The organism is Microbacterium sp. 22195 (assembly GCF_052056515.1).
GTDB lineage: Bacteria > Actinomycetota > Actinomycetes > Actinomycetales > Microbacteriaceae > Microbacterium.
The window spans coordinates 536,183-555,812 of record NZ_JBQEPE010000001.1 but is presented as its reverse complement, the minus strand read 5'-3'; the positions used below and the strand labels follow the sequence as shown (position 1 = coordinate 555,812).

Here is a 19,630-nt window from a genome sequence, read left to right as displayed (position 1 = left end):
GTGCCACACGATATCAGGATCACGCGGGCACCTTCTGGGCAACATGCTCAACTGGCGCAGACATGCTTGAGCGAGGTGTCAGGTGGACGTACCCTTCAGATAAGCCGACGGAGTCGTCGGATCAGCCGTGCACGCCCCACAAGGGCCCCACGTCAGGAGGACGCCGATGTCACCGCACATCTCACCGATCACCGACACGGAGAGCGATCTCGAGCTCACCGAGCGCATCATCGCTCCGGATGGGACGCGGGTGGCGAACCCGCAGCTCGACCGCTACATCCAGGACATCGACTTCGACGCCCTTCGCGATCTGCATCGCGACATGGTGGTGCTCCGCCGCATCGATGCCGAGGGTGTCGCGCTGCAGCGCCAGGGCCAGCTCGGCCTGTGGGCGCCGTGCAACGGCCAGGAGGCCGCGCAGATCGGCACCGGCCGCGCGCTCGAGGCCCGCGACTTCGTCTTCCCCAGCTACCGCGAGACCGGCGTGATGTACAGCCGCGGCGCGCAGCCCGGCGACTACGTGCGCATGTGGCGCGGTGAGGAGGGGGCTGCCTACGACCCGGCCGAGCTGCGCATCGCCCCGCTGCAGATCATCATCGGCGCGCAGACCCTGCACGCCGTGGGGTACGCCATGGGCATCCAGCACGACGGCGCCGACGAGGTCGCCGTGACCTACCTCGGCGACGGCGCCACGAGCCAGGGCGACGTGAACGAGGCGATGGTGTTCGCCTCGTCCTATCGCGCTCCCGTGGTGTTCGTCTGCCAGAACAACCACTGGGCGATCTCGGAGCCGGTCGGGCTGCAGTCGCAGTTCCCGCTCGCGGGTCGCGCCCCCGGATTCGGCATCCCGAGCCTCCGTGTGGACGGCAACGACGTGCTCGCGTGCATGGCTGCCATGCGCTGGGCCCTCGACCACGCGCGCTCCGGCAAGGGCCCGGCCTACCTCGAGGCGGTCACGTACCGGATGGGCCCGCACACCACCGCCGACGACCCGAAGCGCTACCGCGACGAGGCCGAGCTCGAGCAGTGGCGGCGCCGCGATCCGATCGCGCGACTGGAGGCGCACCTGCGCGCCGCGGGCGAGTTCCCGCAGGAGCACGTCGACGCCGTGCAGGCGCAGGCCGACGAGATGGCGCGCGAGATGCGCGCTGCCTGCCTGGGCATGGTCACCCGCCCCGCACTCGCGGTCTTCGACCGCGTCTACGCGGAGCCGCACTCCGGCCTGGAGCGCGAGCGCGACGAGTACGCCGCGTACCTCGCCACCTTCGAGGAGGCGTGACATGGTGCAGATGACCCTGGGCAAGGCCCTCAACGCCGGCCTCCGCCAGGCGATGCGCGACGACGACAAGGTCGTGCTGATGGGAGAGGACATCGGAACCCTCGGTGGCGTCTTCCGCATCACCGACGGACTCCAGGAGGAGTTCGGGGCCAAGCGCGTCATCGACACGCCGCTCGCCGAATCCGGCATCGTCGGCACCGCCGTGGGTCTGGCCTTCCGCGGCTACCGGCCGGTGATCGAGATCCAGTTCGACGGGTTCATCTACCCGGCGTTCGATCAGATCGTCTCGCAGGTCGCGAAGCTGCACTACCGCACGCAGGGCAGGATCAAGATGCCCATCACGATCCGCGTGCCGTGGGCCGGGGGCATCGGCGCGGCCGAGCACCACTCCGAGTCGCCCGAGGCGTACTTCGTGCACACGGCAGGGCTGCGCGTGATCGCGGTCTCCGACCCGCAGGACGCGTATCGCTGCCTGCAGCAGGCCATCGCGAGCGACGACCCCGTGCTGTTCTTCGAGCCGAAGCGGCTCTACCACCACAAGGGCGAGGTCGATCTGGAGGCGCCGCTGGCCGATGCGCCGCCGATGGGGCTCGCCCGGGTGGTGCGACAGGGCACGGATGCCACGCTCATCACTTACGGCGCGATGGTGAGCACGGCACTCGACGCAGCCGCTGCGGCCGAGGACGAGGGGATCTCGCTCGAGGTCATCGACCTCCGGTCCCTCTCGCCGGTCGACTACGAGACCGTCACGGCGTCCGTGCGCCGCACCGGACGCGTGGTGGTCGCGCACGAGGCCTCCCGGGAGGCGGGCGTCGGCGCCGAGATCATCGCCAGCATCACGGAGTTCTGCTTCGAGTACCTCGAGTCCGCGCCGCTGCGCGTGACCGGGCACGACATCCCGTACCCGCCCGCGAAGATGGAGAAGTTCCACCTGCCCGACCTCGATCGCATCCTGGATGCCGTCGATCGGGTGATGGACCGGCCGAACAGCCTCACGAAGGGGGCGCAGCAGTGATCGCGGAGTTCCGTCTGCCCGACCTCGGCGAGGGGCTGACCGAGGCCGAGGTCGTCCAGTGGCTGGTCAAGCCCGGCGATCCGGTGACACTGAACCAGACACTGGCGGAGGTGGAGACCGCCAAGGCCGTCGTCGAGCTGCCCTCGCCCTATGAGGGGACGGTGTCCACGCTGCACGCGGACGCGGGTGACACGGTCGCCGTCGGCGCGCCGCTGATCGCCTTCAATGTGGCCGGTGCCGAGCCGGAGGCTCCCGTGACCGCGGGCGACGAGAAGCGAGCGGATGCCGAGGAGAAGGCGCAGCCGAACCTGGTCGGATACGGCGCCGCCCCGGCATCCGGTGCCCGTCCCGCCCGGCGCGCCCGCCGGGGAGTCGCATCCGCCGCCACGGAGGCGGATGCCGCGGTGATCGCCGCCGCACCGCACGACGCTCTGCCGCCCGCGGTCGCGGAGCCCGTCATCGGCGAGCGCCCGCGCTCCACTCCGCCGGTGCGCGCCTACGCGAAGCGTCGCGGCGTGGACCTCGTGCTGGTCGCAGCCGAGGTGGGGGATCGCGTCATCACCCGCTCCGACGTCGACGCGTACGCGGACCGCGTCGGAGCCGCGACGGCGGAGCCCGCCGAGCATGAGGTGGCCGGAGCATCCGCACTGACCGTTCCGACGGCACCGGCGGGCGAGCGCGCACAGACCCGCATCCCCATCAAGGGCGTGCGCAAGGCGACAGCCCAGGCCATGGTGCGCAGTGCCTTCACCGCTCCGCACGTCACCTGTTTCCACACGGTCGACGTCACGGCGACGATGGAGCTGATCGACCAGCTGCGCGCGGACCGGTCGCTGTCGGAGCACCGCATCGGACCGCTGGTGCTGATCGCGAAGGCCGTCTGCCTCGCCCTGGGGCGCAACCCCTCGCTCAACGCGACCTGGGACGAAGAGGCGGGCGAGATCGTCCAGAACCACTTCGTCGACCTGGGGATCGCGGCAGCCACCGAGCGCGGCCTCATCGTCCCGATGATCCGCGACGCCGAGCGCCTGTCGCTGACCGGGATGGCGGATGCGCTGACGCAGCTCACGCAGACCGCGCGCTCCGGCAAGACGAGCCCGGCGGAACTCGCCGGCGGGACGTTCTCGATCACGAACATCGGCGTCTTCGGAATCGACGCCGGCACGCCGATCCTGCCGCCCGGGCAGTCCGGCATCCTCGCCGTGGGTGCGGTCAGGCGCCAGCCCTGGGAGTACAGGGGCGAGATCGCGCTGCGTCAGATGATGACGCTGAGCGTGTCGTTCGATCACCGCCTGGTGGACGGCGCAGAGGGATCGCGCTTCCTGAAGGACGTTGCTGACCTGCTGGAGCAGCCCGGCCGGGCGATGCTCTTCTGAGCGCCTGAGAGGGTGCACGGCTGAGGGCGGGACTCCCCGGAGTTCCGCCCTCAGCCGTGCGCGACCTCAGCTGCCGGCGAGGAGGGCTGAGAGCGCCATCGCCGTGAGCAGGCGCGCGGTGTCAACCCGGGCGCGCAGCGCCGTGCTGGTGGAGTGCGGCGTGGAGTTGAGCAGCCCGAAGCAGGCCTGAACCCGCAGTCGCAGCGCGTCACGGTCATCGGCGACCAGCGCGGCCAGCGAATCGATCCAGAGCTCGATGTAGGCGCGCTGCAGTCGTCGCACGTCAGCGCGGCTCTCGTCGGTGAGATAGACGAAGTCGCGATCCTGCACGCGGATGACGTCGGCATTGCCCAGTGCGAAGTCGACGTGGAAGACCACCAGCGCCCGCATGCGGTCCTGCTCCGAGGCGGCGGCGGAGGACACGTCCTGGCCGCCCGCCACCAGCCGTTCGCTGACGCCGATCAGAAGCGCGCCGAGCAGCGCCTGCTTGCCGGCGAAGTGGCGGTAGACCGCGGGTCCCGAGACGCCGACCGCGGCGCCGATGTCCTCCAGGCTCACGCCGGTGTAACCGCGCGCGGCGAAGAGCTCCGCGGCCGCGGAGAGGATGGCGTCGGTGCGCTCGGCCTTCGCACGATCGCGGGCGGTCCCAGGCGTTGTCATTTCGGTTAATCCTCGCTAACCTGAATTATCCGGTTAATGCACACTAACCAACTCAGCGCGAAATATCAGCACTGACGTGCGTCGAGGAGGACCCACGATGGCTCTCACCCAGCAGGAACTGGCCGAGGAGCTGCGCGAGCGACTCGCCACGGCGGCTCTGGGAGGTCCGGAGCGCTCCCGGGAGCGGCATGTCGCCCGCGGCAAGATGCTCCCGCGCGACCGCGTCGCCCGGCTGCTGGACGAGGGGAGCCCCTTCATCGAGATCGCGCCCCTCGCGGCGGACGGCCTCTACGGTGGCGAGGCACCCGGTGCGGGCGTGATCGCGGGGATCGGGCTGGTGCACGGCAGGCACGTCATGGTGGTCTGCAACGATCCCACGGTCAAGGGCGGCACGTACTTCCCGATGACCGTCAAGAAGCACCTGCGCGCGCAGGAGATCGCGCTGGAGAACCGCCTGCCCTGCCTGTATCTGGTCGACTCGGGCGGCGCCTTCCTGCCCAAGCAGGACGAGGTCTTCCCCGACCGCGACCACTTCGGCCGCATCTTCTTCAATCAGGCACGCCTGTCGGCCGAGCGCATCCCGCAGCTCGCCGCCGTTCTGGGGTCCTGCACGGCGGGCGGGGCGTACGTCCCGGCGATGAGCGACGAGACCGTGATCGTGCGCAACCAGGGCACGATCTTCCTCGGCGGCCCGCCCCTGGTGAAGGCCGCGATCGGCGAAGTGGTGACGGCGGAGGAGCTAGGCGGGGGAGAGCTCCACGCCAAGCGCTCGGGGGTGGTCGACCACCTGGCCGAGGACGACGAGCACGCCCTGGAGATCCTGCGCGACATCGTCGCGACTCTGCCGAAGCCCGCAGCGCCCGCCTGGGAGGTCGTCGCCCCGCGCCCCGCCGCGCAGACCGGCAGCCTGTACGACGTGGTGCCCGTCGACGTGAACGCCGCCTACGACGTGCACGAGGTCATCGACCGGCTGGTCGACGCCGACAGCTTCTCGGAGTTCAAGCCGGAGTACGGCACGACCCTCGTCACCGGGTTCGCCGTGCTGCACGGGCACCCGATCGGGATCGTCGCGAACAACGGCGTGCTGTTCAGCGAGTCCGCGCTCAAGGGCGCGCACTTCATCGAGCTGTGCGACCAGCGCGGCATCCCGCTGCTGTTCCTGCAGAACATCACCGGCTTCATGGTCGGCCGCGACGCGGAGGCCGGCGGCATCGCCAAGGACGGCGCGAAGATGGTCACCGCCGTCGCCACCACGCGCGTCCCCAAGCTGACGGTCATCATCGGCGGCTCCTTCGGAGCAGGCAACTACTCGATGTGCGGGCGGGCCTACTCGCCGCGGTTCCTGTGGAGCTGGCCGGCGAGCCGCATCTCGGTGATGGGCGGCCCGCAGGCCGCATCCGTGCTCGCCACGGTCAAGGAGGAGCAGCTCGAAGGACGCGGCGAGCCCTGGACGCCCGAGGAACGTGCGGACTTCGAGGCCCCGATCCGTCAGCAGTACGAGAGCCAGGGCGAGCCCTACTACGCCACCGCCCGCCTGTGGGACGACGGCATCGTCGACCCGGCCCAGACCCGCGACCTGCTGGGCCTCGCCCTCGACGTCGTCTCCCGCAGCCCCCTGCCCGAACCGCGCTTCGGCCTCTTCCGGATGTGATGCACATGAGCACCTTCGATTCCGTTCTCGTCGCCAACCGCGGCGAGATCGCCCGTCGCGTCATCCGCACCCTGCGCGACCTCGGCATCCGCAGCGTCGCCGTCTACAGCGATGCGGATGCCGAAGCACCGCACGTCCGAGAGGCCGATGACGCCGTGTGGATCGGCGGGGCGGCTGCAGCCGACTCCTACCTGCGCGTCGACGCCATCATCGACGCGGCCAGGCGCTCGGGCGCCCAGGCGATCCACCCCGGCTACGGGTTCCTGTCCGAGAGCGTCGCGCTCGCGCAGGCCTGCGACGACGCCGGCATCGTGTTCATCGGGCCGCACGTGCGCGCCCTCGAGATCATGGGAGACAAGGCCCGTGCCCGCGACCACGTGTCGCAGCACGGCGTGCCCGTCGTGCCCGGCTTCAACGCGGTGGGCATGGACGACGAGCAGATCCGCGCGCATGCCGACGAGGTCGGCTACCCGCTGCTGGTCAAGCCCAGCGCCGGTGGCGGCGGAAAGGGCATGGAGGTCGTGCGCTCGGGCGAGGACTTGGCGTCTGCGCTCGCGACGGCACGGCGGGTCGCCAGAGCCGCCTTCGGCGACGACGCGATGGTGCTGGAGCGTCTCGTGCAGCGCCCGCGGCACATCGAGGTGCAGGTCTTCGGCGACACCCACGGCACGGTGATCGCTCTGGGGGAGCGCGAGTGCACGCTGCAGCGCCGTCACCAGAAGGTGATCGAGGAGGCGCCGGCCGCTCACCTGGCGGATGCCGTGCGGCAACGGCTGCTCGATGCCGCGGTCGCCGCGGCGACGAGCGTCGACTACGTCGGCGCCGGCACCGTCGAGTTCCTCATCGAGGCCGATTCGCCAGACGACATCTTCTTCATCGAGATGAATACCCGCCTTCAGGTGGAGCACCCCGTGACCGAGGAGGTCACCCGCCTGGATCTTGTCGCGCTGCAGGTGCAGGTCGCGGCGGGCGGTGCGCTTCCGGAGCCCCCCGAGGTACGTGGTCATGCCGTGGAGGCACGCGTGTACGCCGAGTCCCCCGAGCGGGGCTTCCTGCCCTCCACAGGGCGCGTCCTGCTGTTCGACGCGCCGCGCGGTGTGCGCGTGGATGCCGCGGTGGAGACCGGCTCCGAGGTCACCGGCTTCTACGACCCGATGATCGCGAAGGTGATTGCTTTCGCACCCGACCGGGAGAGCGCGCTGCGCCGGCTGGACGCCGCCCTCGCGCGCACCGTCGTGCTGGGCGTGGAGACCAACATCTCCTTCCTGCGCGCCCTCAGCACGCACGAGCGCGTCGTCGCCGGCGACCTCGACACGGGGCTGATCGAGACCATGCTGCCGCTGCCGACGCAGCAACCGACCGAGTCGATGCTGGCGGCTGCCGCGCACGCCGTGCTCCGCCCGCATGCACGCGGTGCCGCCGCGCTGTGGAGCGAGGTGCCCGGCTGGCGGATCGGGTCGCCTCAGCCGCTGCCGCGCACGGTCTTCCTCACGGATGACGACGAGCAGGTCGAGGCGCCGGCCGCCTACACCCACGGCATCCCCGTGCTGGCCGACGCAGACGGAGCGATCTGGGCATCCGAGGCTGGCGTCACGCTGCGACTGCGCCCGCTCTCACGGCGGGCGCGCATGCAGCGCCGGCTCGCGGAGCTCGAACGGGCATCCGGCCCGCGCGACCCCGAGGGCCGCGCCCCCATGCCCGGATCGGTCGTTGCGCTGCACGTCGCCGACGGCGACACCGTCCGCGAAGGAGATCCCCTCGTCTCGATCGAGGCGATGAAGATGGAGCATCCGGTGGTCGCGCCGCACGACGGCACGGTGCACCTGCTGGTCGCCGTGGGCGATCAGGTACGGCGCGACCAGCCGGTCGCCCGCGTCAGCGAAGTGGAGACATCATGACCGACGACCTCAGCAGCATCGGCCTGAACGAGGAGCAGCGCGAACTCGCCGCCATGGTGCGCGACTTCGCCGAGCAGGTGGTGGCGCCGCAGGCCTACGAGGCCGACCGCTCCCACACGCTCAACCTCGACGTGGTGCGCCAGATGGGCGAGCTGGGCCTGTTCGGCCTGCCGTTCTCGGAGGAGTACGGCGGACAGGGCGGCGACTACCTGGCCCTGGGTCTGGCCATCGAGGGTCTCGCCCGCGTGGACCAGTCCATCGCCATCACGCTCGAGGCCGGTGTCAGCCTGGGCGCCATGCCGATCTACCGGTTCGGCACCGAGGAGCAGAAGCAGGAGTACCTGCCCTCGCTGCTCGCCGCGGAGCACCTCGCCGGCTTCGGCCTGACCGAGCCGGAGGCCGGCAGTGACGCCGGTGCTTCCCGCACCACTGCCCGTCTCGAGGACGGTGAGTGGATCATCGACGGATCCAAGCAGTTCATCACCAACTCCGGCACCGCCATCACGCGCTTCGTGACGGTCACGGCCGTGACGGGGGTGAACGACGGTCGCAAGGAGATCTCCACGATCATCGTGCCCAACGGCACCCCGGGCTTCACCGTGGAGCCCGCGTACGACAAGGTCGGCTGGAACGCGTCCGACACGCACCCGCTCACCTTCCAGGGCGTGCGCGTCCCGGAGGGCAACCTGCTGGGCGAGCGAGGCCGAGGGTTCAAGAACTTCCTCAGCATCCTCGACGAGGGACGCATCGCCATCGCCGCTCTCGCCACGGGGGCCGCGGAGGGCTGCCTGGAGGCGGCCGTCGACTACGCCAAGAAGCGCACCATCTTCGGCTCCGCGCTGAGCACCCGCCAGAACGCACAGTTCACGCTGGCGCGCATGCGCGCCCGCGTGCACACGGCGCGCCTCGCATGGCACCACGCCGCGCGTCTGCGCGATGCCGGACTGCCGTTCGCCGAGGAGGCGGCCATCGCCAAGCTCGTCTCCGGCGACGCCGCGATGGACAACGCCCGCGACGCGACCCAGATCTTCGGCGGCAACGGCTTCATGAACGAGTACCCGGTGGGCCGTCACTACCGCGACTCGAAGATCCTCGAGATCGGCGAGGGCACCACCGAGGTGCAGCTCCTGGTCATCGCCCGCAAGCTCGGCCTGGCCGGCTGAGTCCGCAGAGGAGCTATGGTGCGATCATGACCGACATCGTCCAGCGCGGGCTGTACTTCGAGGAGTTCGAACTCGGTGCCAGGTACCTGCATCGTCCGGGCCGCACCGCGACCGAGGCCGACAACGTGCTGTTCACGACCCTCACCATGAACACGCAGGCCCTGCACCTGGATGCCGCGTTCGCGGGGGCTGAGCAGCCGTTCGGGCAGCGCCTGATGAACTCGATGTGGACCCTGTCCACCATGGTCGGCGCCTCGGTCGCGCAGCTCACGCAGGGAACGCTCGTGGCGCAGCTGGGACTCAGCGACATCGCCTTCCCGCACCCGGTGTTCCACGGCGACACGCTGTACACCGAGAGCGTGATCACCGACAAGCGCCTGTCGTCGTCCCGGCCGGGGCAGGGGATCGTCACGATCGCGCACACGGGTCGCAACCAGGACGGCGTGATCGTGGCGACCGCCACGCGCGTGGCGCTGATGCACTGCATGCCGGAAGGGGAATGATGACCTTCGACCTCGGACCCGCCCTGCTGTTCTGCCCGGCCGACCGTCCGGAGCGCTACCCCGGCGGGCTCGCGAAAGCGGATGCCGTGATCCTCGACCTCGAGGACGCGGTGCTTCCGGATGCCAAGGCGCAGGCGCGCGAGCATCTCGTGGCGGCGGATCTCGACCCCGCGAGGGTGATCGTGCGCGTCAACGACCCGGCATCCGCTCATTTCGCCGCCGACCTCGAGGCCGTGGCGCGCACTCCGTTCCGCACCGTGATGGTCGCCAAGACCGAGGATCCGTCCGCGCTGGACGCCTTCGGCGACGAGTACTCCCTGCTGGCGCTCTGCGAGACGGCGGCCGGCGTGCTGCACGCCGGGGCCATCGCCGCCCATCCGCGGGTCGCGGCTCTGATGTGGGGCGCGGAGGACCTGGTGGCGTCGATCGGCGGCACCGCGAGCCGGTTCCCGGACGGACGATACCGAGACGTGGCGCGACACGCGCGGGCATCCGTGCTGGTCGCCGCCGCGGCGCACGGGAAGGCCGCGATCGACGCGGTGCATCTCGACATCGACGACGAGGCCGGGCTCGCGGCCGAGGCGGCGGATGCCGTGGCGTCGGGGTTCCGCGCCACCGCCTGCATCCACCCGAAGCAGGTCGCGATCATCCGCGATGCCTACCGGCCCGATGCGGCGACCCTGGACTGGGCGCGCGCTGTGCTCGCCGCCGCCGAGGGGGAGCGGGGCGTGTTCCGCTTCCAGGGGCGGATGGTCGACGAGCCGGTGCTGCGGCACGCCAGGGCGGTGCTGAGCCGGGTCTGACCCGGATCGGGCCGAGGCGCGTCAGAGGACCGGGACGTCCTCGAGCAGTCGCAGCGAGCCCGGCGACACCTCGAAGCGGTGCAGCGACCCGTTCCCGAGCACACTGCCGATCTTGGGCAGCGTCCCGCCGGAGGCGTGGTCGATGAGAGATCGGATGACGCCGCCGTGGGTCACGACGATGATCGACTCGGCCGTCGGCGCGGAACGACGCCGTGCGTCACGCGCGATCCGGTGCAGGGCGCTCATCGCACGGATGCACACCTCGTCGAGTGTCTCCGCGCCGGGGACCACGGCGTGCCAGTCACCGTACGCGTCGATGTACTCCTGGACCAGCAGGCCCTCGCCTTCGCCGAACTCGCGCTCGCGCACATCGTGCACGAGCGCCGGCGCCTCGAGGCCGAGCTCACCCGCGATGATCTCCGCGGTCTCCCGCGCGCGGAGCAGCGGGCTCGCGTAGATCGCGTGATGCGTGTCCCTCGACAGCCGCCCGGCGGCCATGAGCGCATCCGCGCGTCCGGTGTCGTTCAGGGGGATGTCGGTGGACCCCTGAATTCGCCGAGCGAGGTTCCAGTCGGTCTGCCCGTGGCGCACAAGGGTGAGAAGAGTCACACTCCGACCCTACGCGAGAGCGCCTGCGAGGGCGCTCAGCACGGGGGAGGTGCCGCCGGTCAGCACGGCGTCGGCCCAGGCATCCGCCCTCGTCGGCTCGCGGTTGACGATCACCAGCGGGATGCCGCGGCGCCGTGCGCGCTCGATGATGCGGATGCCGGAGTTCACGGTGAGCGACGTGCCGGCCACGAGCAGCGCGTCCGCCGCGGTCACCACGGACTCGGCGGAGCGGAAGCGGGCGGCGGGGACGAACTCGCCGAAGAACACCACCTCGGGTTTGAGCATGCCCCCGCACACCGTGCAGGGCGGGATCACGAAGCCCTCCGTGCTCTCCGGTGTCACGTCCCCGTCGGGGTTCAGCTCGATGTTCTCGGGCGTGCGGACCCAGGGGTTCAGCGCCTCGAGCTGCTCGGCGATCGCCCGGCGGTCGAACACCTGTCCGCAGTCCAGACACAGCGTGCGGTGCATGGTCCCGTGGATCTCGACCACCCGGGAGCTTCCTGCGCGCAGATGCAGGCCGTCGACGTTCTGGGTGACCACGCCGCTCACCACGCCGGCGCGTTCCATCCGCGCCAGCGCCACGTGGCCCTCGTTCGGTTCCGGCGCGGTGAACGCCAGCCAGCCCAGGTGACCGCCCAGCCAGTAGCGGCGACGTGCGGACTCGTCGGCGAGGTAGGTCTGGATGGTCATCGGGTTCGCGCGCGTGCGAGCCCCGACGCCGCGATACGCGGGAATCCCCGAATCGGTGGAGATGCCGGCGCCGGTGAGCACCGCAACCCGTCGGCCTCTCAGCAGCCCCACGGCATGATCAATGCGCGTGCGGGTGTCGTCGTCGATCGTGTCCGGGAGCTGCACGCTCGGCAGTCTACGTCTCCGAGCGGGTCAGGGCTCCGCTGCCGCGGCACCTTCCTGACAGAGTGGAGGGATGCACGTGATCCCGGTCTCCGATCCCGCCGACCCCCGGCTCGACGACTACCGCTCGCTGACGGACACGGCGCTGCGCCGCAGGAACGAGACCGAGGGCGGGCTCTACATGGCCGAGTCCGCCAAGGTGATCGCCCGCGCCGTGCAGGCCGGCCACCGGCCGCGATCCGTGCTCACGCAGGAGAAGTGGCTGGACGCCGTCGTCGGCGCCCTGGGGGATGCGGGCAGCGTCGCCGACACGCCCGTGTACACGGCATCCGCCGAGGTGTCCGAGACGGTCACGGGCTTCGCCATCCACCGGGGCCCGCTCGCCGCCATGCACAGGCCGGCTTTGACGTCGGTGGCCGACGTGCTGCAACGGGCACGGCCGGACCGGGGCCGGATCGCCGTGCTCGAAGGGCTCACGGACCACACGAACGTCGGCGCCGTGTTCCGCTCCGCCGCAGCGCTGGGCGTGGACGCGGTGCTCGTGACGCCCGACTGCGCCGACCCGCTGTATCGCCGCTCTGTGCGGGTGTCCATGGGCACCGTGTTCCAGGTGCCGTGGACGCGCATTCCGGCATGGCCGGAGGGCATGCGCGAGCTGCAGGAGGCCGGATTCGTCGTGGCGGGCATGACGCTGGGCGCGGGCGCGATCGAGCTGGACGACCTCGTCGCCGAGGATCACACCCGGCTCGCGATGATCCTCGGCACCGAGGGCGACGGGATCCGCGCCGAGACGGACGCCCTGCTGGACCGCCGAGTCACGATCCCGATGATGGGCGGCGTGGACTCGCTGAACGTCGCGGCGGCATCGGCCGTCGCCTTCTACGCCACCAGATGAGCTCGCCGCGGAGAGCGCCTGGTCAGAGGGCCGGGCGCGGCCGCGCGATCAGCTCTCGGCGCCGGGTATCCGCACCGGAGACGGCTCGGGCCGCTTGGCCTCGACGTGGTCGCCCGAGGACTGGTGACGCAGCCGCCGCAGCACCCAGGGGACCAGGTGCTCGCGCGCCCAGCCGATGTCCTCGGCTCGCGCCTCGCGCCAGGTGCGCACCGGGACGGGGTCGGGCTGCATCGCCTGCAGGTCGTTCGGCACGTTGAGCGCACGCAGCACCATCCGAGCGATCTCGTGGTGACCGAGCGCGTTGTAGTGCAGCCGGTCGTCGTCGAAGAAGCGCGGGTCCTGCACGACCTTCAGCGACCACTGGTCGGCGATGATGCAGTCGTACCGGTCGCCGATCGCGCGCACGTTCTCGTTGTAGATCGCGACCTTGCCGCGGAACGGCCGGAACACCGGGGTGAAGCCGGTGTCGATCCCGGTGAAGAGAACCACCGCGGCGCCGGTGGAGGAGAGCCGGGCGACGGCGTCCTCGAGCTGAACGGCGATCTCGTCGGGATCGGTGCCCGGGCGGATCACGTCGTTCCCGCCGGCGCAGATCGAGACGAGATCGGGCTTGAGCGCGACCGCCGGCTCGATCTGATCCGCGACGATCTGGGCGATCAGCTTGCCGCGCACGGCGAGATTGGCGTAGGCGAAGTCGTCCACGTCCTGACCCAGCACCTCGGCGACGCGATCGGCCCAGCCGCGCAGCCCGCCTGGCAGATCGGGCGCGGGGTCGCCGACGCCCTCGGTGAACGAGTCGCCGACGGCGACGAACCGCCGCCAGGGGTGCGGTCCCTCGTTCTCGACGAACGGGGTGCGAGACGTCTCCTGGTCCACCATCGGGTTCTCCTTCGGCATCACGCGTCCGGAGTGCGGGCGCCTGAGAGAGCCTACCCGCGCTGATGGGTGGGCGCGCAGAGCGTTGTCGGCGGGCTGGATTATCGTTGAGCAGTGCTCTCTCCGTCCTTCCCTCAGCGCGCCCCGTGGGGTACCGCCGACAAGCTGAGGGCATGGCAGCGGGAGGCGCTGGACGCGTATTTCCAGGCCGATCAGCGGGATTTCCTCGTCGCCGCCACCCCCGGGGCAGGCAAGACCACCTTCGCGCTCACGCTCGCGGTCGAGCTGCTGCGCATGGGCGAGGTGAACCGTGTCATCGTGGTCGCGCCGACCGAGCATCTGAAGACGCAGTGGGCGGATGCGGCCGCGCGCGTCCACATCCGCCTGGATCCCCGGTTCCGCAACAGCCACTGGGCGCCCTCCCGGCAGTACCACGGCGTGGTCGTCACCTATGCGCAGGTGGCGGCGAAGTCCAGCGTGCACCGGCACCTGACCGAGGACGCGAGGACGCTCGTCATCCTGGACGAGGTGCACCACGGCGGCGACGCCCTCAGCTGGGGCGACGCCATCCGCGATGCCTACGGGCCGGCCCGTAGGCGGCTGCTGCTGTCGGGCACCCCGTTCCGCAGCGACACCGCGCCCATCCCGTTCGTGGAGTACATCCCCGACGAGTCCGGCGCACGGGTCTCCAGCACCGACTACCGCTACGGATACGGGCGGGCCCTGGCCGACGGCGTCGTGCGGCCGGTGCTGTTCCACATGTACTCGGGCAAGATGCGCTGGCGCACCAGCGCGGGTGACGAGCTCGAGGCGCATCTCGGACAGGACAACACCAAGGACGTCGCCTCGCAGGCCTGGCGCACCGCGCTGGACCCCGAGGGGGAGTGGATGCCGGCGGTGCTGTCCGCAGCCGATCGCCGCCTCACCGAGATCCGTCACCACGTCCCCGATGCCGGCGGACTCGTGCTCGCGACGGATCAGACGGTCGCGCGCGCGTACGCCAAGATCCTGCACAGCATCACGGGCGAGCAGCCGACCGTCGTGCTCTCCGACGACGCCTCGGCGTCCGAGCACATCGAGAGGTTCAGCGAGACGGACCGGCGCTGGATGGTCGCCGTGCGCATGGTGTCCGAGGGCGTCGACGTCCCGCGCCTGGCGGTGGGCGTGTACGCGACGTCGTCGTCGACCCCGCTGTTCTTCGCGCAGGCCATCGGGCGCTTCGTGCGCGCGAGGCGACGCGGCGAGGCCGCCAGCGTGTTCCTGCCGAACGTCCCCGTGCTGATGACCCTCGCGAACGAGATGGAGCGTCAGCGCGACCACGCGCTCGATCGGCGGGACAAGGACGATGACGGCCTCGAGGATTCGCTGCTGGAGAGCGCGAACCGCGAGGAGGACGCGTCCGACGCCCTCACCCAGGAATTCAGCTATCAGGCGATCTCGTCTCTGGCGCATTTCGATCGGGTCGTGTTCGAGGGCAAGGAGTTCGGTCAGCTCGCCGAGCCGGGCACCCCCGAGGAGGAGGAGTTCATCGGGTTCCCCGGTCTTCTCGAGCCCGAGCACGTGCATGAGCTGCTCATGCAGCGCCAGGCCAGGCAGGGCAGGCTGCGCCAGGCGCGGGAGGCGGCCACCCCGGTCGAGACGACGACCCTCCCCGCGCCCCTGCATCGCACCCTTCGCGAGCAGCGGCAGCTGCTGAACAGCCTGGTCGGCCTGTACGCGCGGCAGACCGGCGAGCCGCATGGATCCGTGCACGCAGAGCTGCGCCGGATGTGCGGCGGCCCGGCCGTCGCCCAGGCGACCGTCTCGCAGTTGCAGGCGCGGATCGACCTGCTGCGCAAGCGCGTACGGACCTGACGCCCCCGCACCGACCGCCCGGTGGCGCGCGCTGGTTCGGGCGTCCGAAATCCTGTCAATCCGCGTCCTGATGCGGTTCGGAGGTGCCCGCGTCGATACCGTGGAATGCTGATCTACCCACGGAGGATGCATGTCTGCCCCCGCCCACGCCACTGCTGCGGATCGCAAGCAATGGGCCCGCTATCTGGTCGAGGAACGCGCCGAGGGAGCCGTGTACTCCCGGCTCGCCGCTCGGAGAGAAGGCGAGGAGAAGGAGATCCTGCTCTCCCTCGCGGAAGCCGAGCGCCGCCACGAGCAGCACTGGCTCGATCTGCTCGGAGGGGAGGAGCCCTCCCGGCTTCCCCGGGCCGGTCTCCGCTCCCGGATGCTGGGCTGGATGGCCGGCAGGTTCGGGTCCATCTTCGTGCTCGCGCTCGCGCAGAGCGCCGAGGCGCGTTCGCCCTACGACAGCGAGAAGTACGCCACCCCGGCGATGCGGGCCGATGAGAAGGTGCACCACGAGGTGGTCCGCGGCCTCGCTGCACGCGGGCGTCGCCGGCTCTCCGGCTCGTTCCGTGCTGCGGTCTTCGGCGCGAACGACGGGCTCGTGTCGAACCTCGCGCTGGTGCTCGGCATCGGGGCGACGGGGGTCGGCTCAGGCCTGGTGCTCTTCAGCGGCATCGCCGGCCTTCTCGCCGGCGCCCTGTCGATGGGGGCGGGGGAGTTCGTCTCCGTGCGCTCCCAGCGCGAGCTGCTGGCCGCCACGGAGGAGAGCAACGACGCGGATGCCACCGCGGGCGATCTCGACATCGATGCCAACGAGCTCGCGCTCGTGTACCGGGCGCGCGGCATGGACGAGGACGAGTCGCTGGCACGCGCCCAGCGGGTCGTGAGCGCGGCGCAGGCCGGCATCCGTCGCGACGCGACCGGACCGATCGGCGTGCCGAACGATCACGAGATCGTCGGCAGCGACTGGACGGCAGCGATCTCCAGCTTCCTGCTGTTCGCGTCCGGCGCGATCGTGCCGGTGCTGCCGTGGCTCTTCGGGCTCACGGGCTTCACCGCGATCGTCGTAGCGCTGGTTCTCGTCGGAGTCGCGCTGCTCAGCACGGGTGCGATGGTCGGCATCCTCTCCGGCGGTCCGCCGCTCAAGCGCGCGCTGCGGCAGCTGGCGATCGGCTTCGGGGCGGCGGCGATCACGTACGTGCTCGGTCTCGTGTTCGGCGTCGGCGCGGTGTGAGCGGAGTCATGCGCTGAGTCATCCGCGTGTCGTCAACCCCCTTTCCGGGCTCGGCGACATGCGGATGACTGGATGCTCCGCACCGAAGAGCAAGGAGCAGAGCATGGCCCAGATCATCGAGACCGTGGATGTCGACGTCCCCGTGCGCGTCGCGTACGACCAATGGACCCAGTTCGAGAGCTTCCCCGACTTCCTCGAGGAGGTGGTCTCGATCACCCAGGTGGATGACACGCGCAACCACTGGGTCGTCGAGGTCGGCGGCGCGCGCCGCGAGTTCGACACCGAGATCACCGAGCAGCACCCGGATGACCGTGTCGCCTGGCGCAGCGTCGGCGGTGAGACAGCCCATGCGGGCGTGGTGAGCTTCCACCGCCTGAGCGACGATTCCAGTCGCGTGACCGTGCAGATCGACTGGAAGCCGGAGGGCCTGGCCGAGATGGTCGGCTCGATGGCGGGCCTCGCATCCCACGCGGTCAGGAAGGACCTCGACAACTTCAAGGACTTCATCGAGAACCGCAGAACGGCGACCGGCGCCTGGCGCGGCGATGTCGACGCCTGACGCGGAGAAGGCCCCGGATCTCTCGATCCGGGGCCTTCTCCGTTCTGTGCGCGAGGGGGGACTTGAACCCCCACGCCCTATGCGGGCACTAGCACCTCAAGCTAGCGCGTCTACCTATTCCGCCACCCGCGCAGGTGATGAAAAGTCGTTGCCGACCGAAGAATGACTCTAGCACGGTCCGCGGACAGCCACGAACCACGCCGACGCCCGGGCGTGGCACGCCGTTTCGATAGCCTGGAGCCATGTCGGATTCCTCCCTGCCCGAAGTCGCCCGGATCGCCCGTGATCTGATCCGCATCGACACCTCCAACTTCGGCGGAGGGAACTCGAAGGGCGAACGCGAAGCCGCGGAGTACGTCGGCGCCTACCTCGCCTCGCTCGGACTCGAGCCGGAGTACTACGAGCCGATCCCGAACCGGACCAACGTGATGGCACGCGTCAGGGGCAGCAACCCTGAGCGTCCCGCACTGGTCGTGCACGGACACCTGGACGTGGTGCCCGCCATGGCCGAGGACTGGAGCGTCGACCCGTTCGAGGGCGTCGTCCGCGACGGGATGCTGTGGGGGCGCGGCGCCGTGGACATGAAGAACATGGACGCCATGATCCTCACCGCGGTCGCCGATCTGCTGCGGGCGGGCGAGCAGCCCGAGCGCGACCTGATCCTGGTGTTCTTCGCGGATGAGGAGAACGGCGGCGTCGAGGGCTCCGCTCTCGTCGTGCGCGACAGGCCGGAATGGTTCTCCGGCGCGACCGAGGCGATCAGCGAGGTGGGCGGGTACTCGATCACGGTCGACGATCACCGCGCCTATCTGCTGCAGGTGGGGGAGAAGGCCCTGATGTGGCTCCGGCTCGTCGCCAAGGGCCGCGCCGGGCACGGCAGTCGCTACCACGAGCAGAACGCCGTCACGCGCCTCGCAGAGGCCGTCGCCGCCGTCGGCCGCACCCGCTGGCCCATCCGGCTCACTCCGACGACTCAGGCGCTTCTGGACGGACTGAGCGAGCTGACCGGCCGGCCGATCGACGATCCGGACGCGCTGGCCGCGGCCGCCGGACCGGCAGAGGCCTTCCTGCGCTCCACGTTCCGCACCACCGCGAACCCCACCGCGCTCACCGCCGGCTACAAGCACAACGTGATCCCCGAGACCGCAGAGGCCCTGATCGACGTCCGCGTGATCCCCGGGACCGAGGACGACGTGCTCGCCGAGCTGCAGCGGATCGTCGGCGACGACGTCCGCATCGAGACCGTCGTGCGCGACATCGGCATGGAGACGCCGTTCACCGGCGACCTCGTGGATGCCATGGTCGCGGCCCTGGGGAAGCACGACCCCGGAGTGCCGGTGATCCCGTACCTGCTCGGCGCAGGCACGGACAACAAGGCGCTGGCCTCGATCGGCATCACCGGGTACGGATTCGCGCCGCTGCAGCTGCCCGCCGATCTCGACTTCACAGGGATGTTCCACGGAGTGGACGAGCGCGTCCCCGTAGAATCTCTTGTCTTCGGTCAGCGCGTGCTGACCGATCTGCTGCGCTCCTGCTGACCGGCATCCGCCCGGGGACACCGACGCCTCACCCTTGGAAAGCACCGCATGAATCTGCTCGAAGCCCTTCTGCTCGGCGTCGTCCAGGGACTCACCGAGTTCCTGCCGATCTCCTCCAGCGCGCATCTGCGCATCGTCGGGGCGCTGCTTCCCTCCGGTGAGGACCCGGGTGCGGCGTTCACCGCGATCACCCAGATCGGCACGGAGGCGGCCGTCGTGGTGTTCTTCTGGCGCGACATCGTGCGCATCATCGGCACGTGGTTCCGCTCCCTGACCGGCAAGGCGCCGCGCAACGACCCCGACGCGAGGATGGGATGGCTGATCATCCTCGGCAGCATCCCGATCGTCCTGCTGGGGCTGCTCTTCCAGGACAAGATCGAGACGACGCTGCGATCGCTCTGGATCGTCGCGATCATGCTCATCGGCTTCGGTCTGCTGCTCGGCATCGCGGACTACATCGGCGCCAAGAAGCGCAAGCTCGACGAACTCACCTACCCGCACGGCATCGCCTACGGCGTGGCGCAGGCTTTCGCTCTGGTGCCGGGCGTGTCGCGATCCGGCGGCACCATCACGATGGGCCTCTTCCTCGGCTATGAGCGCGCAGCAGCCGCCCGATACGCGTTCCTGCTCGCGATTCCCGCGGTGTTCGGCAGCGGCTTCTACCAGCTGTTCAAGCACGGCGGCGAGGCCGGCCAGTACTTCAGCCTGGGGGAGACCTTCGCGGCGACCGGCATCGCATTCGTCGTGGCGCTCGGGGTGATCGCGTTCTTCATGAACTGGATCTCCAAGCGCAGCTTCCTGCCGTTCGTGATCTACCGGGTGCTGCTGGGCGGCACGCTCATCGTGCTGCTGTCCACGGGCGTGCTCTCGCCGCGCTGAT

The 19,630-nt window shown here is 70.3% G+C and carries 18 protein-coding genes and 1 tRNA gene; 14 read left to right on the top strand and 5 right to left on the bottom strand.

Annotated features, from left to right (window positions below; genetic code table 11):
• Window positions 1-166: 166 nt before the first annotated feature.
• From pdhA to ACTJJ4_RS02705, 3 genes are read left to right on the top strand one after another with little or no spacing between them, the layout of a single operon-like run.
• Window positions 167-1,279: a pyruvate dehydrogenase (acetyl-transferring) E1 component subunit alpha gene (pdhA, locus tag ACTJJ4_RS02715; protein WP_440941904.1), complete on the top strand. Its 1,113-nt coding sequence runs from the start codon at window positions 167-169 to the stop codon at window positions 1,277-1,279.
• A 1-nt stretch (window position 1,280) separates the two neighbouring features.
• Window positions 1,281-2,294, top strand: coding sequence for an alpha-ketoacid dehydrogenase subunit beta (locus ACTJJ4_RS02710; RefSeq protein ID WP_440941903.1), 1,014 nt, complete (start codon window positions 1,281-1,283; stop codon window positions 2,292-2,294).
• Window positions 2,291-3,670: a dihydrolipoamide acetyltransferase family protein gene (locus ACTJJ4_RS02705; protein ID WP_440941902.1), complete on the top strand. Its 1,380-nt coding sequence runs from the start codon at window positions 2,291-2,293 to the stop codon at window positions 3,668-3,670. The genes ACTJJ4_RS02710 and ACTJJ4_RS02705 overlap by 4 nt, the downstream gene beginning before the upstream one ends.
• Window positions 3,671-3,736: 66 nt before the next feature.
• Here the strand turns inward: ACTJJ4_RS02705 and ACTJJ4_RS02700 are convergent, their stop codons facing one another.
• Complete coding sequence (locus tag ACTJJ4_RS02700; protein ID WP_440941901.1) at window positions 3,737-4,330, bottom strand: TetR/AcrR family transcriptional regulator; 594 nt, start codon at window positions 4,328-4,330, stop codon at window positions 3,737-3,739.
• A 97-nt stretch (window positions 4,331-4,427) separates the two neighbouring features.
• Between ACTJJ4_RS02700 and ACTJJ4_RS02695 the strand changes: the two genes are divergently transcribed.
• The 5 genes from ACTJJ4_RS02695 to ACTJJ4_RS02675 are packed head-to-tail and all read left to right on the top strand — an operon-like array spanning window position 4,428 to window position 10,348.
• Window positions 4,428-5,981, top strand: a complete 1,554-nt coding sequence (locus ACTJJ4_RS02695; RefSeq protein ID WP_440941900.1) for a carboxyl transferase domain-containing protein — start codon at window positions 4,428-4,430, stop codon at window positions 5,979-5,981.
• Between the two features lie 5 nt (window positions 5,982-5,986).
• Complete coding sequence (locus ACTJJ4_RS02690; protein ID WP_440941899.1) at window positions 5,987-7,879, top strand: ATP-binding protein; 1,893 nt, start codon at window positions 5,987-5,989, stop codon at window positions 7,877-7,879.
• The gene (locus ACTJJ4_RS02685; protein WP_440941898.1) at window positions 7,876-9,042 is read left to right on the top strand and encodes an acyl-CoA dehydrogenase family protein; all 1,167 of its coding nucleotides are present in this window, start codon (window positions 7,876-7,878) and stop codon (window positions 9,040-9,042) included. The genes ACTJJ4_RS02690 and ACTJJ4_RS02685 overlap by 4 nt, the downstream gene beginning before the upstream one ends.
• Before the next feature lie 26 nt (window positions 9,043-9,068).
• A complete protein-coding gene (locus ACTJJ4_RS02680) occupies window positions 9,069-9,545 on the top strand; it encodes a MaoC family dehydratase (protein WP_292703215.1) in 477 nt (158 codons plus the stop codon).
• A complete protein-coding gene (locus ACTJJ4_RS02675) occupies window positions 9,545-10,348 on the top strand; it encodes an HpcH/HpaI aldolase/citrate lyase family protein (protein WP_440941897.1) in 804 nt (267 codons plus the stop codon). The genes ACTJJ4_RS02680 and ACTJJ4_RS02675 overlap by 1 nt, the downstream gene beginning before the upstream one ends.
• Before the next feature lie 21 nt (window positions 10,349-10,369).
• On the opposite strand, the gene ACTJJ4_RS02670 is transcribed toward ACTJJ4_RS02675, so the two are convergent.
• Together ACTJJ4_RS02670 and ACTJJ4_RS02665 are read right to left on the bottom strand one after the other, a co-directional pair.
• Window positions 10,370-10,957, bottom strand: a complete 588-nt coding sequence (locus ACTJJ4_RS02670; RefSeq protein WP_440941896.1) for a histidine phosphatase family protein — start codon at window positions 10,955-10,957, stop codon at window positions 10,370-10,372.
• 9 nt (window positions 10,958-10,966) lie between these two features.
• Window positions 10,967-11,812: a Sir2 family NAD-dependent protein deacetylase gene (locus ACTJJ4_RS02665; RefSeq protein WP_440941895.1), complete on the bottom strand. Its 846-nt coding sequence runs from the start codon at window positions 11,810-11,812 to the stop codon at window positions 10,967-10,969.
• A gap of 70 nt (window positions 11,813-11,882) precedes the next feature.
• Between ACTJJ4_RS02665 and ACTJJ4_RS02660 the strand changes: the two genes are divergently transcribed.
• Entirely contained in the window at window positions 11,883-12,704 is an 822-nt protein-coding gene (locus ACTJJ4_RS02660) for a TrmH family RNA methyltransferase (RefSeq protein WP_440941894.1), read from the top strand.
• Window positions 12,705-12,752: 48 nt separating this feature from the next.
• On the opposite strand, the gene ACTJJ4_RS02655 is transcribed toward ACTJJ4_RS02660, so the two are convergent.
• On the bottom strand, window positions 12,753-13,583 hold the full coding sequence (locus tag ACTJJ4_RS02655) for an SGNH/GDSL hydrolase family protein (protein WP_440941893.1): 831 nt from the start codon (window positions 13,581-13,583) through the stop codon (window positions 12,753-12,755).
• 111 nt (window positions 13,584-13,694) lie between these two features.
• Here ACTJJ4_RS02655 and ACTJJ4_RS02650 point away from each other — a divergent pair, with 111 nt between their 5' ends.
• From ACTJJ4_RS02650 to ACTJJ4_RS02640, 3 genes are all read left to right on the top strand, one after another.
• Window positions 13,695-15,434 carry a DEAD/DEAH box helicase gene (locus ACTJJ4_RS02650; RefSeq protein ID WP_440941892.1) on the top strand — a complete coding sequence of 580 codons (1,740 nt, stop codon included), beginning with the start codon at window positions 13,695-13,697 and terminating at the stop codon, window positions 15,432-15,434.
• A 130-nt stretch (window positions 15,435-15,564) separates the two neighbouring features.
• A complete protein-coding gene (locus ACTJJ4_RS02645; RefSeq protein ID WP_440941891.1) occupies window positions 15,565-16,653 on the top strand; it encodes a VIT1/CCC1 transporter family protein in 1,089 nt (362 codons plus the stop codon).
• A gap of 103 nt (window positions 16,654-16,756) precedes the next feature.
• On the top strand, window positions 16,757-17,212 hold the full coding sequence (locus ACTJJ4_RS02640) for an SRPBCC family protein (RefSeq protein WP_440941890.1): 456 nt from the start codon (window positions 16,757-16,759) through the stop codon (window positions 17,210-17,212).
• A gap of 47 nt (window positions 17,213-17,259) precedes the next feature.
• Here the strand turns inward: ACTJJ4_RS02640 and ACTJJ4_RS02635 are convergent.
• A tRNA-Leu gene (locus tag ACTJJ4_RS02635) sits at window positions 17,260-17,344 on the bottom strand.
• Window positions 17,345-17,454: 110 nt separating this feature from the next.
• On the opposite strand from ACTJJ4_RS02635, the gene ACTJJ4_RS02630 reads away from it, so the two are divergent.
• Both ACTJJ4_RS02630 and ACTJJ4_RS02625 read left to right on the top strand, forming a co-directional pair.
• Window positions 17,455-18,750 carry a M20/M25/M40 family metallo-hydrolase gene (locus ACTJJ4_RS02630; RefSeq protein WP_440941889.1) on the top strand — a complete coding sequence of 432 codons (1,296 nt, stop codon included), beginning with the start codon at window positions 17,455-17,457 and terminating at the stop codon, window positions 18,748-18,750.
• Window positions 18,751-18,798: 48 nt separating this feature from the next.
• Entirely contained in the window at window positions 18,799-19,629 is an 831-nt protein-coding gene (locus ACTJJ4_RS02625; RefSeq protein WP_292703192.1) for an undecaprenyl-diphosphate phosphatase, read from the top strand.
• Window position 19,630 lies beyond the last annotated feature (1 nt).

What these genes read in the sequence shown, in the direction of transcription:
- ACTJJ4_RS02680 (WP_292703215.1), top strand. Translation starts at nt 9,069, where the DNA reads ATGACCGACATCGTCCAGCGCGGGCTGTACTTCGAGGAGTTCGAACTC.
- ACTJJ4_RS02630 (WP_440941889.1), top strand. Translation starts at nt 17,455, where the DNA reads ATGTCGGATTCCTCCCTGCCCGAAGTCGCCCGGATCGCCCGTGATCTG.
- ACTJJ4_RS02685 (WP_440941898.1), top strand. Translation starts at nt 7,876, where the DNA reads ATGACCGACGACCTCAGCAGCATCGGCCTGAACGAGGAGCAGCGCGAA.
- ACTJJ4_RS02700 (WP_440941901.1), bottom strand. Translation starts at nt 4,330, where the DNA reads ATGACAACGCCTGGGACCGCCCGCGATCGTGCGAAGGCCGAGCGCACC.
- ACTJJ4_RS02660 (WP_440941894.1), top strand. Translation starts at nt 11,883, where the DNA reads ATGCACGTGATCCCGGTCTCCGATCCCGCCGACCCCCGGCTCGACGAC.
- ACTJJ4_RS02675 (WP_440941897.1), top strand. Translation starts at nt 9,545, where the DNA reads ATGACCTTCGACCTCGGACCCGCCCTGCTGTTCTGCCCGGCCGACCGT.
- ACTJJ4_RS02645 (WP_440941891.1), top strand. Translation starts at nt 15,565, where the DNA reads ATGTCTGCCCCCGCCCACGCCACTGCTGCGGATCGCAAGCAATGGGCC.
- pdhA (WP_440941904.1), top strand. Translation starts at nt 167, where the DNA reads ATGTCACCGCACATCTCACCGATCACCGACACGGAGAGCGATCTCGAG.
- ACTJJ4_RS02710 (WP_440941903.1), top strand. Translation starts at nt 1,281, where the DNA reads ATGGTGCAGATGACCCTGGGCAAGGCCCTCAACGCCGGCCTCCGCCAG.
- ACTJJ4_RS02655 (WP_440941893.1), bottom strand. Translation starts at nt 13,583, where the DNA reads ATGGTGGACCAGGAGACGTCTCGCACCCCGTTCGTCGAGAACGAGGGA.
- ACTJJ4_RS02625 (WP_292703192.1), top strand. Translation starts at nt 18,799, where the DNA reads ATGAATCTGCTCGAAGCCCTTCTGCTCGGCGTCGTCCAGGGACTCACC.
- ACTJJ4_RS02690 (WP_440941899.1), top strand. Translation starts at nt 5,987, where the DNA reads ATGAGCACCTTCGATTCCGTTCTCGTCGCCAACCGCGGCGAGATCGCC.
- ACTJJ4_RS02640 (WP_440941890.1), top strand. Translation starts at nt 16,757, where the DNA reads ATGGCCCAGATCATCGAGACCGTGGATGTCGACGTCCCCGTGCGCGTC.
- ACTJJ4_RS02695 (WP_440941900.1), top strand. Translation starts at nt 4,428, where the DNA reads ATGGCTCTCACCCAGCAGGAACTGGCCGAGGAGCTGCGCGAGCGACTC.